A 14,398-nucleotide genomic window follows, 5' to 3' on the forward strand; every position below is an offset into this window, starting at 1 on the left:
GTGTGAGCAGCAAAGATGAGATCATCGTTGCAGGGCATATATGCTTGGATATTATTCCGACGATACACGAGAAACAAACTGGTATGGATGCCCTATTTGTTCCTGGAAAGTTAGTCGATATTGGGCCGGCCATTATTTCGACAGGTGGCGCTGTTTCTAATACGGGTATTGCGCTTCACCGTCTTGGGAGCAAAGTGAAACTAATGGGGAAGATTGGCGGAGATCATTTCGGGCAGGTCATCTTTACCCTGCTGCGGCAGCATGATCCATCCTTAGTGGATGGGATGATCGTGTCACCGGTGGAGCATAGTTCCTTTTCCATCGTTATCAGTCCACCAAATACCGATCGTACTTTTCTGCATGCAACGGGAGCTAATGATACGTATTCGGCTGCAGATCTCAGACAGGAACAGCTGCAGGGAGCACGGTTATTCCATTTTGGATACCCTCCATTAATGCGAAGGATGTACGAAAACGAGGGTGCTGATCTAGCCTTATTATTAAAAAAAGTAAAAGACGAGGGATTGACGGTTTCCCTAGATTTGGCTAAGCCCGATCCCGAGTCACTTGCAGGAAAGGCTGATTGGCGGACAATTTTGACCAAAGCCCTCCCTTTCGTGGATGTATTTCTGCCTAGCTTCGAGGAAATTATGTATATGCTTTATCGGGAGCGTTTCGATGAGATGTTAAAGGAAGCAAATGGGGGAGATTTGCTTCAATGGGTGGACGGCAGAATATTAGCAGAGCTGTCAACAGAATTGCTGAATATGGGTGCGGCTATCGTTGTGCTCAAATTAGGTGAACATGGTTTATATGTGCGAACAACGTCGGATGTAAAACGACTTTCAAACATGGGATTATGCACACCTGAGCTTAGCAAAATTAATAATTGGCTAAATTGCGAACTTATTTCCTCCTGCTATGAAGTGGATGTTATCGGAACTACAGGTGCTGGAGATTGTACAATAGCAGGTTTTCTTTTAGGGCTGACAAGGCAATTGAAGTTGGATGATGTTCTTGATTTAGCAGTGGGCGTAGGAGCATTTAATGTAGAGCAAGCTGATGCTACGAGTGGAATTCCGGAATGGTCAGAAGTTTGGAAACGAATCAATCATGGTTGGGCCAAGAGGAACATGCGTTTAAAACTGGAAGATTGGCGTTTGAACGAGCAGCAAGTCTGGATAGGGCCACATCATAAATCTCAGCAAAAGGGCGTGTAAGGCAATGAGACGAAGTGATATAAGCAAAGCACAATTACATGCGAAATTCATGTTGAAAACAGCGGGTATTGAGTTAACACTCCAAGAAATCGAGAGCATAGAAGTCGCGGATTTTGGTCTGGGCGAGCTCGATGTACAAGGCCTTGAGTTGGTTACCTATGTAAATACAGACCGTTATTGTGCGAAGGAATTAGTTTTATTTCCTAAACAAACATGTCCTGAACATCTTCATCCTTCTCTTGCAAATGAATTGGGGAAAATGGAAACCTTTCGTTGTCGCGCAGGTAATGTTTATTTATATGTGGAGGGAGAGCCGACATCAGAGATCTCAGCCATCCTACCTTCAGGCAGTGAGGAGTTTTATACGGTCTTTCATGAAATTGTTTTGTATCCTGGTCAGCAATACACCATTGAACCTGGAACTAAACACTGGTTCCAAGCTGGTGATGAAGGGGCTATCGTATCTGAGTTTTCCAGTACAAGTAGAGATGAATATGATATATTTACGGATCCGCGTATCGAGCGGATGCCAATCGTAATGGAAGATGAGTAAAGGAACATATCTATGAGACTATATGGACATCAGTTGAATAATTGGGATAATAGAGTAGGAAAAGAATCATTTTACGGGGGTTCTCAATGAATCAAATCAACGGCCGGCAGCAACAGATATTAGATCGTATGGCACTAGATGGTGAGGTTAAAATTGCCGAGCTGAAAGAAATGTTTGATGTAACCGAAATGACAATACGTCGGGATATGGAAAAGCTTGAAGGCATGGGACTTCTTAGAAGGACCTTTGGAGGAGCAATCCTTATAGGCAAGGATATTGCTCTGCAAGATCGTACGGAAGTCCTGATGGAAGAGAAGAAGGAGATGGGCCTTCGTGCAGTACAGTTAATTGAACCTGGAAATTCCATTTTCCTGGATGGAGGCTCAACCACGCTTCAAGTTGCAAGATATTTACCCCCATCTATGAATATCACTGTTGTTACGAACGCACTTAATATCGCTGCCGAGCTTCAAGGTAAGCAGATACCCACAATCGTCGTGGGAGGATTGCTATTAGATAAAACAGCGACACTTGTAGGCCCTGATGCCTCCATGGCTATTGCAAAAATGGCTTTTGACCGCGTATTTATCGGAACCACAGGTTTGACAATCAAACATGGTTTCAGTAATTCCAATATGCACGAAACTGAAATTAAAAGGCTTGTTATCGAACAAGCTTCTGAAGTAAACGTGATGATGGATCATACGAAATATGGCGTTCGAGATCTGTTTTCATTCGCAGGGATAAGTACGGTTCATCGTATTATTTCAGACAGGTATCCAGAAGGTGAATTAAGAACTTCTTTGGAGGAAGCATCTGTCCAAATACTCGTTTGTTTATGACCCTAATTGTGGACGTTTTAAAAGAACGGCCTCAAAGACTAAATTATGCCGCTAAAAGGTGATTTCTGAACTCATCGAGGTCACTGAAAAAGTCCTCTATTGGAAAAAAGGTATAGTCCCTCAATTTATGAGGAGATCGTACCTTTTTTTTCTGTATAATTGAGGAATCAAATATAGTAGGTGATTACGATGATTCAATGTCAACAATCGATGATTGTCAAAAGCCACTTCGGGATGCCCGTGTTAGTCAGCCACTTGTTCTTTGTTCGAACCAATAACAGGAATTTCAGGGAAATTGTATAAATCCAAGAAAGTGCGACATACTACAGGAACAATTTACTAATAAACATCGGAGGCTTAAATGAAAAATGGTTCCATAACGTTTTTACAAACAAGCATGATGTTTATGCTTTCTGTTGGATTACTTAACCATGTCATTATCATTCCCTCGGTGTTAGATAAAGCACAACGCGACAGTTGGATCTCCGTTCTGCTTGCAGGTGCTTTTTTTATGATTTGGGTCGTTCTGCTGTATTCGGCTATTTCTAAAAATCGGGAGATACGTTTTTTTCAATGGCTAAAGCTTACCTACGGTGCAAAGGTATCCTACCCTCTGGCGGGGATTGCTTGTTTGTACCTTAATACTTTATCGACAATTACGTTAAAAGATACCGTTACCTGGATCCATCTCTCATTTTCAACGAGCACGCCAACATTAGTTTTAGGAATTACTTTGTTGATTGTTTGCGCTTTCAATGCTTATAAAGGGATCGAATCTATAGCTAATACAGCAGTAATCTTTTTACCCTTAGTTGTAATTTTGGGATTTTATGTGATGTCGGCTAATTATCCGAATAAGGATTACTCCTTACTTAAGCCATATTTGGAGCATGGCATGATGCCAGTCTGGCATGGTGTTATTTATGTTGAAGCCGGACTAATCGAAATGTCATTGCTAATATTTATGCAGCACCACATTCGTACTCGCATTTCGTTCATGTCGCTAGTGTATCTGGCCTTGATACTTTTAGGGCTTACAGTGGGTCCTCTTATCGGGGCTATCATCGAATTTGGTCCTACGCAAGCTTCACATTTAAGGTTCCCCGCCTATGAAGAGTGGAGACTCGTGACGATTGGTCATTTTATTGAACATATGGATTTTTTAAGTATTTATCAGTGGTTTAGCGGGGCATTCCTGAGAATTTCTCTGACTATTTTTTTGATTAGCGATATTTTGAACATTGAGAAAAAAGGGAAAAAGGTGTTTTTTCTTTTCCTCACATGCCTTATCCAGTTAATTGTGATTAGTTTGCCCTTTAGCGATCCTAAATTTATCAATCTAATAACAGAAATTTTGTTACCCCTTATATTTTGGGTAATGTCGTGCTATTTCCTAATTATCATTGGATTAATTCATTTCGGAAACAGATGGAGAAGAATAAAATCATGACCAATACGTTAGATCGGCTGGATTCTATGAATGATGAAACATTTCAAACATTTCGGCAACTGTTCAAAGACTGTGGCGATGTACAGACTAATAAGCTGACTGTTCCGCAAAAGAATGGAACTTCATCCACTTTACTCCTGATCTATTGTGAGGGGTTGTGCGACGTTAATCGGATTAATGAGTTTTTTATTCCCCACCTGATTGAAATGTTTAAAAATCATGTCATTTCCGATGACGCTGAACTCAGGCAGCACCTGCCATTCCAGCTTAGCTTCATACCGCAAGATGTGGATGCCGATTTTATCATGACTAAAATATTTAATGGTGAATTATTAGCTTATTTTTATGACACAGCCTCTATGTATGCATGTAATCTGGCCAATGCACCTCAGAGGAAAACGGAGGAAACGAATGCGGAGATCTCGGTAAAAGGTCCTCGAGATGGTTTTATTGAAGAAACGAAGACCAATGTCGCATTAATTAGAAAAAGATTAAAGACGAATGCTCTGGCAGTTGAAGAATATACACTCGGTACGCAGACGCAGACGAAAACAATGCTGCTATATCTGAAAGATAGCATTAATCCAGTCGTTGTAGAGGAGATTCAATCCAAGCTGGCCAATGTGAAGGTAAAAGGCCTGATCAGCAGTACACAACTGGAGGAGATGCTAATCGGTAATACTTTATTCTCGAAGTTTGCGTATACGGGCAGACCGGATTTTGCGGTGAACTCACTCATGCACGGTAGGTTTGTGATTGTGGTCGAAGGTTCGCCAACGGCGATCATTGGGCCTATTAACCTTACCTTTTTGTTTAATACTTCGGAAGATGCCTATACACTTAATTTGTTTGTCTTGTTTACACGTACTTTAAGGATATTCGGTATCTTTCTTTCTGTATTTCTTCCTGGATTTTGGATCGCGTTGCTTACCTATCATCAGGATCAGCTTCCGTTCACGTTGCTAGGAACACTAGTTATGTCAAGACAAGGTGTTCCGTTACCGACGACTCTCGAAGCCGTTGTCATGATTTTACTTTTTGAATTGTTTCGGGAAGCGGGCATGCGCTTGCCATCCACGATCGGACAGACGATATCCGTTGTGGGCGGATTGATAGTCGGACAAGCGGCGATTAGTGCGGGAATGACGGCACCAGGCATTCTTGTGGTTGTAGCCATCTCCGTATTAGCGTCGTTTACCATGGTTAATCAAAACATGGTCGGCCTAGTTAGTCTGCTGCGATTAGTCATATTGCTGATTAGCGGAGTACTAGGATTGTTCGGATTATTGATATGTATTTTATCTATTGCCATTTACATGGTCAATCTGCAATCGTTTGGCGTTAAATATTTAAGTCCTATAGCTCCGATCAGCTTCCGTGACCTTTACAAAATTTTGTTCCGAATGCCTTGGGGGAAGAAGGAAGGAATACCAGACTTCACCAGAAAAAACGGAGATGAGCAACAGTGAGGATGATACGGCAATTCCTGGTTTTTGGGCTAGTCTCTCTAATGCTTACCGGATGTTGGGGAGCAAAAGAAATCGAACATCTCGCTTATGTCAATTCGATCGGAATTGATTATGTGAAAGGCAAAGTCGTATTTTACACCAAAATGATTAGTTTTAGTAATATTGCCAAGAAAGAAGCCGGGGCGGGATCCAACAGGGAGCTGGTTTCCATTGGCAAGGGTGAGGGAGAGACAGTGGATGACGCTATCTTTGATCTCTACAGAACGGCGCAGCAAAGACTATCCTGGAGCCACGTGAAAACCTTGGTGTTTACAGAAGCAGCGCTGAGACAGGATGTCATTCATAGCATTTTAGATCAAATGGACAGATATTACGAGTTTCGGTACACCATTTGGACGCTGGCAACCCGAGGGTCGATCGAGGATATGTTTAATGTATACCCAATCCAAAACATGTCTACCCTTTATTCACAATTAAATAACCCGCTTGACCGATATTCTCAAAGCTCGATGATTGCCCCTCTTTATTTGTATAAATTCATTTGGAAATGGGAGGAAGACGGACAGATAGTGCTCATTCCCTCAATAAGCGTCAATGAAGATAGCTGGGTAGAAAATAAGAAGTCGACGCCACAGCTTCAACAAGATGGGATATGCGCCATTCAAAATAAAAAATTGAGGGGGTGTTTTAAACTTGAAGATATGAAAGGCCTGCGTTGGTTGGAGAAAAAAACGGTACGTACCCCTTTACTGCTTCGGATCGATCAAGAGCCGATAGCGATGATGGTTTTGTCAAAAATTAAACCTTTCATCGCGTTCAAGTTGTCAGACGGAAAACTAACATTTCAAATTAAGGTCAAAGCGCTAGCTTCGATTACGGAACAGGAACAGCCTGCTACGGAGAAAGAACTGATAGATCTCGCAAATATGGAAATAAGAAAGCAGATTCAGAAAACGTATCTGATCGGACTTAAATCAGGCACTGATCTTCTTGGTCTTTCCAATTCGCTCTACCGATCCAACCCTAAGGAATGGCATCGCTTGAAGGAAGATGGCATTCTACCATTAAAGCCTGAATCTTTAGAAGAGATTGATGTGAATGTAGGTTTAGTCGATGTGGGGATTTCTAAAATAATTAAAAAATAGACTGTGTCGGAGACAACCATCGTACGAAGCAAGTCCGCGTAACGAGACCACTGAAAAAGTCTTTACGAAGAATTTAAAAGGCTTTTCAGAACACAAAAAATCCGTTTTTAGCCTGTAAGATGGCTTTAAACGGATTTTTTCTTTTTTTATTTGACTTTACATATAAAGATCGATGATCTTCCGAAAAAACGCAAGTTTTTCAGTGGCCTCCGCGTAACTCGTGGGCTTTTTTAGTTCCGCTAAATGGACATACCATGGGGATTTATCAACTTTCGGCCACGAGGAAGGAGATAAAGCACTCAAAGCAGTTGCTTTAATCCTAAAAGAAGAGGCCGAGGAGATAGGGATTGCTGGGAGGGAAAATAAAGTTTGTTAGTGAACATTTACATTTGTAAACATTTATTTTTTTATATTTAGGGGGTCCTTGCTTGCACAACGACAACGAAAACCAGAGCTTGATGAAGATTCGTTGATGAAGGACGGAAATTCACTATTTATTTGGTTCAAGCTAGGTCGCGTCCGCATAAAGCTTTCCCCGAATCCGTTCGCAAAGGAGAATTCCTTCAAACAAACTTTACTCTTGCCGATGGGAAAATAACCATTCGGATCTGGGTAGATGCGAACGCGCCTGTTGTCCATGTGCAGTCGGAAAGCGATCTGGAATTGGAATGTGAAGCCAGTTTGGAGCTTTGGCGCAGACATCGGCCAATGGTGGCGGAAGATAAGCGTGAAGGCAGAACAAGCGGAGGCTCGGATGGTTCCGGTAGCGAGCTAGGACTTATCTATAGTGGATTTCAGCCCATGATTACGCCGGATACGGTAATGCCACTAACGGATCGGCATCTTGTCGAGAAAGCAGCGTAAGCCGCTTGTCTTGCAAGATTTGGAAGCCGTGGATTTGCTCGATTGGAGGAAGCACTTTCCTTCGGAGCTATCCGGAGGACAACATCAGTGCGTTGCGATTGCACGAACATTGGCGGGGATCCGTCGATTATCTTGGCGGATGAGCCGACAGGGGCACTGGATTCGAAGACGGGCGCGGAGAACATGGATATTTTCAGGCGGCTGAATGAGCAGGGCAGGACGATTATTGTAATTACTCATGGGATTGTGAGATTTCGGGATGGGAGATTGCTGAATTAAATTATATTTATCGTCTTACAAAGTGTTTGATATTGGAGTATGTTACATTAACCGCCTATTCATATGGCGGTTTTTTTGCGTACTTCTTAGTGCAAGGCCAAGGGACAGTGAACAATTACGAAGTATTGACAATTTTATCAATCAAACCTTGTGATGCAATCTAGAGGCGGAGTATAGAAAAAAAGTCATGGACCGCCTCCATCAAAATAAACATTAAATTTCTCACGCAAGCGCATTTACTTGGGTTTGTAAGATGATAACAAAATACAAATGGGTTCAGTCAAAATTACAAATCGTTATTACCTGTAATGGATTATAATCTATTTATGCTTACAATAAACTTGTTTAGCTAAGGGGGGACAAAATCAGCCAGAGGCTTCTCTATGGAAAATGCAGCAAATTCGAGTTGAGATTTTTAGGGAAAAGAAGGGTGGAAAAAAAGTATGTTTAACATGCTTCAAATGAAAAAGATTTCAATTTCTACGTTTCTGATTCTCACAGTATTTGCAGTTATATTCACAATCGGTATTCAGACACCGAAGGTAAATGCTGCTTCAGCAAATTTCACCCAAACCACGGAAACAATTGGTGGTGTTAATTATTCGGTCATCACCGTCACTTATTCCGGGGATGATGCGGGTCCCGCAGTTAATGAAGCTATTGCAGCCGCCCAAAATGCTGCAAAACCAGTCATTTTGGATTTTCCGACAGCTACATATAACTTTAAGGATTCGTCTGCCATCGATGCTCAATATTATATTTCCAATGCATCGACTGCGTCACAGACACCAGGAGGGTGGAGAAAGGTCGGACTTTTGTTTAAAAACATCAGCGACTTGACGATACGGGGAAATGATTCAACGCTGATGTTCCACGGTGTGATGACGCCCATTGTATTTGACAATGCCGTAAATGTGAACATGAATAACATTAGCTTTGATTTCAAACGGCCGGTTATGTCTGAAATGACGGTGGCCGCAGTTGGCAGCAATTATATTGAAATGAATGTTCATCCGGATTCCTTGTATCAGTTCGTAAATAATAAGCTCAGTTGGACAGGAGAGGTTGACGGCACTGGCGCTGCTGCGGACAATTGGGTAGCCAGAGGGTACGCAAACATCACACAAGTGCAGGAGTACGATCCGAATACGAAAAAGACGTGGAGAACATCCAATCCCTTTGCGAACTATTCTAGCGCGCAGGATTTAGGAAATAGGAGAGTAAGATTTAATTACACCAGCGCACCGGCATTAGCCGTTGGACACGTCTATCAGCTTAGAAACGACGTTCGCAAAGAACAGGGTGCTTTCATTTACCGGAGTAAGAATGTAACCTGGACAGGGGTAAACTTCTACGCTGCGCCTGGACTAGGCATCGTAGGGCAGTATAGTGAAAACCTTATCTTTAATCAATTAAATTTCGCACCGAAAACGGGTAGTGGGCGGACAAACGCATCTATGGCCGATTTTATGCAAATTTCGGGTTGCAAAGGCCAGATTACGGTTAACAATTCCAACTTCTTCGGAGCACATGATGATCCGATCAATGTTCACGGTACTCATCTGCAAATTGTCAGCAAACCGGCCGCCAACCAGATCATGGTAAGATTCAAGCAATCGCAAAGCTGGGGATTCGATGCATTTGCGGTTAATGATAGTATCGAGTATATAAAGGGTTCAACACTTCTATCCTCTGAAAGCGCTATCGTAACTGGTGTGACTCGAGTAGATGATAATAATATCCTGCTTACCCTTGATAGAGATGTTCCAAGCTCGATAACCGTTAATGATTACTATGTTGAAAATGTAACGTGGAACCCGAATGTCACAATTAGCAATTCAACTTTTGAATCCATTCCTACAAGAGGCATCCTAGTGACGACACGCGGGAATGTTCTAATTGATCATAATCAATTCAACAGATTGACAATGAGTGCAATCCTGATAGCTGACGATGCTAGCAGTTGGTATGAATCCGGTATGGTTAAGAACGTGACCATAAGCAATAATACGTTCAATAACAATGGGAATTCTGTCATAGACATTTCGCCTAGCGCGTCTTCCACGAACCCTGATCAGACCGTACACAGCAACATCAGAATTAGCGGCAATACATTTTATATGACGGGAGGAACCACCTCGATCAATGCTGGAAGCATCAACGGATTCAACTTTATCAATAACACATCTCAGCAAGGAGGGGTTCAGATCAATGCAAAGGGTTCGAAAAATGTAAATATCACAGGAAATACGTTTGCACAGAGTGGGGTAACCAAAGGTATATCTTTGTCTAATATGTATACGAATACCGACACAATTGACACGTCCCAAGGTTTTACGGTAACAAGAAGCAACATTTATGCTGCAAATCTCGGCACAAATATTGCGCCTTTGTCGACAGTAACGGCCTCCTCATTTTATAACCCGACTTATGTTCCTAGAAATGCAGTCGACGGAATCATCGGCGGGATCAATTCCGGGGAATGGGCATCCCTTCATGAATTAAATCCGTGGATACAACTGACGTGGGATACCAGCCGAACGATTAATAAAGTTGTTTTGTATGACCGCAAACAAACTACCACTGATGTCAATGCAGGTACGCTATCTTTTAGCGATGGCAGCAGCATTAACGTAACGGGTATCGATCGAGCTAGCGCGGCAAAGGAAATTGCTTTCCCGGATAAAACGGTTACATGGGTCAAATTCGTGGCAACCGGAGGCACAGGCGGCGATAATGGCCTGTCCGAAATTCAAGTATACATTAGTGAAAATCCATCTAATATTGTTGGAATAACAGCGGCGGCACCCATTACTGGTGTCGAAAATGGAGCTGCAAAGACGGCAGCAGTTCTCGGTTTGCCAGCAACGGTTGTGTTGGTAACCGAAACGGCGGGAATCCTGAATGCCAATGTGGAATGGGATGTGAATGGTTCATCCTATGATGCGTTCTCAAAAGCAGGACAGACGTTCACTGTGAACGGAACAGTAACTTTGCCTGACGGAGTTCCAAATCCGAACAACGTGGCACTGACAACAAGTATCAGTGTGACTGTTTTGGCGGCAACACCAAATGTTCTGGAAATAACAGCACCAGCCTCCATCAGCGGAGTTGCAAACGGAACGGCGAAGTCGGTAGCAGCTCTTGGCTTGCCAGCAACCGCCCTACTGGTAACCGATACGGCAGGTAGCCTGAATGCCAATGTGGTATGGGATGTGAATGGTTCATCCTATGATGCGTCCTCAAAAGCGGGACAGACGTTCACTGTGAACGGAACAGTAACTTTGCCTGTCGGAGTTGCAAATCCGAACAACGTGTCATTGACAACAAACGTTAATGTGACTGTTTTGGCGGCAACACCAAAAGTTGTAGGAATAACAGCACCAGACTCCATAACTGGGCTTGCAAATGGAACGGCGAAGACGGCAGCAGCTCTTGGCTTGCCAGCAACCGTCCAACTAGTAACCGATATGGCGGGAAGCCTGAATGCCAGTGTGACTTGGGATGTAAATACTTCATCCTATGATCCGTCTTCACAAGCAGGTCAGACGTTCACTGTGAACGGAACAGTGACTTTGCCTGACGGAGTTGTAAATGCGAACAACGTGGCATTGACAACTAGTATCAGCGTGACAGTATTACCAGTGCCAGTATCGCCTCAGGCTACCCTAACCAGTGGGCAGCAGGTAATAACTGGCCAAACATTCGATCTAACAATGGGAATAAGCAATGTTACGCAAAATGTATACCAGCAGGTGTATGCTCAAGAGCTGACTCTTACCTATGATGTGGTGAATATGCAGCTGGGTACGGTGACCTCTCTTGTTTCCGGATTGCAAGTCATCGATCAAAAAGAGACAGTGCCGGGGCATGTTCATATTATTCTTGCAAGCACAGACACTGATGGATTTGTTCCCCAAGGAGATGTACTGAAATTTAGCTTTATCGCCAGAGCTGTAACCCAAACTACGAATACAGCCTTTGGTGTAAGTAGTTTTACAATTGCCAACGCTCTAGGTAACGAATTGCAAATTAACGGAGCCTCTTCCAGCATTCAAATTATTTTACCTGCCGTACCGGTGGATAAGACATCACTGAACGCTTTAATCGGAAGTGCTCAGGCAAAGCATGATGCTGCAGAAGAAGGAAATAACGACGGTCAGTATTTGTCGGGATCCAAATTAATCTTTCAGTCGGCCATAAGTGCAGCGGGTGTGACAACTAATGACCCGAATGCTACTCAGGTTCAGGTGGATAATGCTAAAGCTGCGCTTGAAACGGCAGTTCAGGCATTCGAAAACAACAAAATAACAGCAGATGTCAATGGAAATGGAACTATTTCCATTGGGGATTTGGCTATTGTTTCTTCGAGCTATGGCAAGCAGTCTGGTCAGTCTGGCTGGAATACCAAAGCGGATGTTAATAAAGACGGTAAGGTAGATATTACAGACCTTGCGATCGTGGCTAAAGCTATCATACATTAAACTGAATATTGATAATGAGGGGAGAACTCAAGTTCTCCCCCTTTTCAAAATCATGCTTGCATGGCAAGGAGGAAAGAAAGGATGACTTCTCCGATGATAAAAAAACTGCTCGTCTATATGCTGGCATTGCTTTTAATTGTGATTACATTTCCTCAGAATGTCATTCATGCAGACGCAGGCCCGCAGTTTCTATTGTCCATTTCTAACGAAAGCCCGGCGGCAGGTGCCAGTTTTCAAGTAAAGGTAAATGGAAAACAGTTAAATGACATGTACGCGTATGAGGTTAATCTAACTTTCGATTCTAGCAAGATAGAATTTGTGAGTGGTGACAGCCAAAGCGGTGGCTTTGCAATAAAACCTATTGTGAACGGGAACAAAATTCAAGTAGCACATACGCAAATTGGAAATACACCAGGTCAAAACGGAAATGCGCTACTAGCCACTTTAACCTTCCGCGCAGTGAATGAAGAAGCAGCCGATATTGTGCTGAACAGTGTGAAACTCGTGAATTCGCAGTTAGATTCTACACTTATGTCAGTGGCCGAGAAGGTATCGGCAAATGGCGGTAATGGCAAAATGAAATCAGATCAGACCATCCTAACACCTGTAGTGAAGGTCGACTCTGCAACAAACATTGCAACGTCAACCCTTGATGCAGCTGCATGGGAAAAAGCTCAAAAGCAAGCCGAGTCTGATCCAAGTGGAAAAGGAACGATCAGCCTTGAATTTCCACAAACAGCTGATGCAAAAACCTATATTCAGCAGATACCTTCTTATTTAATGTCAAGCGATAAGAAACAATATCAAATTGAAATTAAAACACCTATCGCCACTATTGTTATTCCAAGCAATATGTTCCGAGACGGTGATTTGACGGATAGCCAGACCGAGTTTCTTATCTCTCGAGCAGATACCAGCAAGCTAAATGCAAGCGTACAGAATCAAGTCGGATCTCATCCGGTCATTGAGCTCACCGTTCAATCCGGCGGCCAAACCATTGCTTTCAATAACCCGAAGACCCCTGTTATCGTGAGTGTACCTTATTCGCCGACCATGGAGGAACAGAAACGTCCCGAGCATATCGTCGTCTGGTATATCGATGGACAAGGCAACATTCATACGGTACCGAATGGCAAGTATGATGCAGCCACAGGTCAAGTTACGTTCTCGACGACACACTTTAGCACGTATGCGGTATCGTTCGTTCAAAAGACATTTGGTGATATCGCTTCCGTGGACTGGGCCAAACATGTCATTGAAGTTTTGGCATCCAAAGGAATTATTAATGGTACGACAGACAGCGAATTTAGTCCGTTGGAACACGTAACCCGAGCAGATTTCCTATTGCTGTTATTGCGTACGCTTAACTTGCAAGGACCTTTAGGCGATCGATTTGCAGATGTGAACGAGGGCGTATATTATGACGAAGCCGTAAGGATTGCCAGAGGCTTAGGGATAGCGGGCGGAATCGGAGATAATCTATTCCAACCTGAGGCTTCCATTACAAGAGAAGATATGATGGTGTTGACGGAAAAGGCGCTTAGAATAAGCGGGCAGCTGACAGTCGACGCTATGGCAGCCGAACTTGGCTCATTTACAGATACTCCGGAAATTTCAAATTACGCTGCAAGCAGTATCGCTACTCTTGTCAAGTCAGGGTTAATCAACGGCTACGACAACAAACTTTACCCGAAAGGAACAACGACTCGGGCGGAAGCGGCGCAATTCATGTATAACATTTATAATTATTAGTTGAAAAAGAAAAACACGACGAATGCGTTCTTCAATGTCATTTGTTCTCACGTTAGCACTTGTCTTCATGGGATATGTTAATTATGGAATTAATCAGTGCCTTGGCAATTAGATATTTGTAATTGCAGGTAAATAGACCGCTATGCGAAAGCTCTTTCGCATGGTGGTCTATTTGTGCAGACAATTTTTTACAAGTCAAATCATGTGATGCTCCATACCGATCCTGAATCAATCGTATTCCCCATTGATTCAACTGCTTTGAAAAATGTAAAAATTAGCAGATGGACGAAAAAACTGAAGGTGGTAGTAATCCAAATTGTCGATTACTATCGACACAGTG

Annotated in this window: 9 protein-coding genes and 1 pseudogene; all 10 read left to right on the top strand. The window is 42.9% G+C overall.

Annotated elements, in window-relative coordinates; genetic code table 11:
- The first annotated feature begins 2 nt into the window (after nt 1–2).
- The 10 genes and pseudogenes from AC58PQ_RS05575 (at nt 3) to AC58PQ_RS05620 (ending at nt 14,058) form a co-directional block, all read left to right on the top strand.
- The gene (locus tag AC58PQ_RS05575) at nt 3–1,220 is read left to right on the top strand and encodes a carbohydrate kinase family protein (protein ID WP_497240967.1); all 1,218 of its coding nucleotides are present in this window, start codon (nt 3–5) and stop codon (nt 1,218–1,220) included.
- Nucleotides 1,221–1,224: 4 nt separating this feature from the next.
- Nucleotides 1,225–1,773: a D-lyxose/D-mannose family sugar isomerase gene (locus AC58PQ_RS05580; protein WP_497240968.1), complete on the top strand. Its 549-nt coding sequence runs from the start codon at nt 1,225–1,227 to the stop codon at nt 1,771–1,773.
- Nucleotides 1,774–1,859: 86 nt separating this feature from the next.
- Complete coding sequence (locus AC58PQ_RS05585) at nt 1,860–2,615, top strand: DeoR/GlpR family DNA-binding transcription regulator (protein WP_497240969.1); 756 nt, start codon at nt 1,860–1,862, stop codon at nt 2,613–2,615.
- 361 nt (nt 2,616–2,976) lie between these two features.
- Nucleotides 2,977–4,065, top strand: a complete 1,089-nt coding sequence (locus AC58PQ_RS05590; RefSeq protein ID WP_497240970.1) for a GerAB/ArcD/ProY family transporter — start codon at nt 2,977–2,979, stop codon at nt 4,063–4,065.
- Nucleotides 4,062–5,534, top strand: a complete 1,473-nt coding sequence (locus AC58PQ_RS05595) for a spore germination protein (protein WP_497240971.1) — start codon at nt 4,062–4,064, stop codon at nt 5,532–5,534. Before AC58PQ_RS05590 ends, AC58PQ_RS05595 begins: the two co-directional genes overlap by 4 nt.
- 2 nt (nt 5,535–5,536) lie before the next feature.
- Nucleotides 5,537–6,679, top strand: coding sequence for a Ger(x)C family spore germination protein (locus AC58PQ_RS05600; RefSeq protein WP_497241298.1), 1,143 nt, complete (start codon nt 5,537–5,539; stop codon nt 6,677–6,679).
- 472 nt (nt 6,680–7,151) lie between these two features.
- Nucleotides 7,152–7,543: pseudogene (locus AC58PQ_RS05605) on the top strand (DUF5703 domain-containing protein).
- Nucleotides 7,544–7,630: 87 nt separating this feature from the next.
- Nucleotides 7,631–7,822: a hypothetical protein gene (locus AC58PQ_RS05610; protein ID WP_497240972.1), complete on the top strand. Its 192-nt coding sequence runs from the start codon at nt 7,631–7,633 to the stop codon at nt 7,820–7,822.
- A gap of 443 nt (nt 7,823–8,265) precedes the next feature.
- Complete coding sequence (locus AC58PQ_RS05615; RefSeq protein ID WP_497240973.1) at nt 8,266–12,306, top strand: DUF7402 domain-containing protein; 4,041 nt, start codon at nt 8,266–8,268, stop codon at nt 12,304–12,306.
- A gap of 93 nt (nt 12,307–12,399) precedes the next feature.
- On the top strand, nt 12,400–14,058 hold the full coding sequence (locus AC58PQ_RS05620) for an S-layer homology domain-containing protein (RefSeq protein ID WP_497240974.1): 1,659 nt from the start codon (nt 12,400–12,402) through the stop codon (nt 14,056–14,058).
- Nucleotides 14,059–14,398: the final 340 nt, after the last annotated feature.

Source organism: Paenibacillus sp. J22P143, assembly GCF_059692035.1.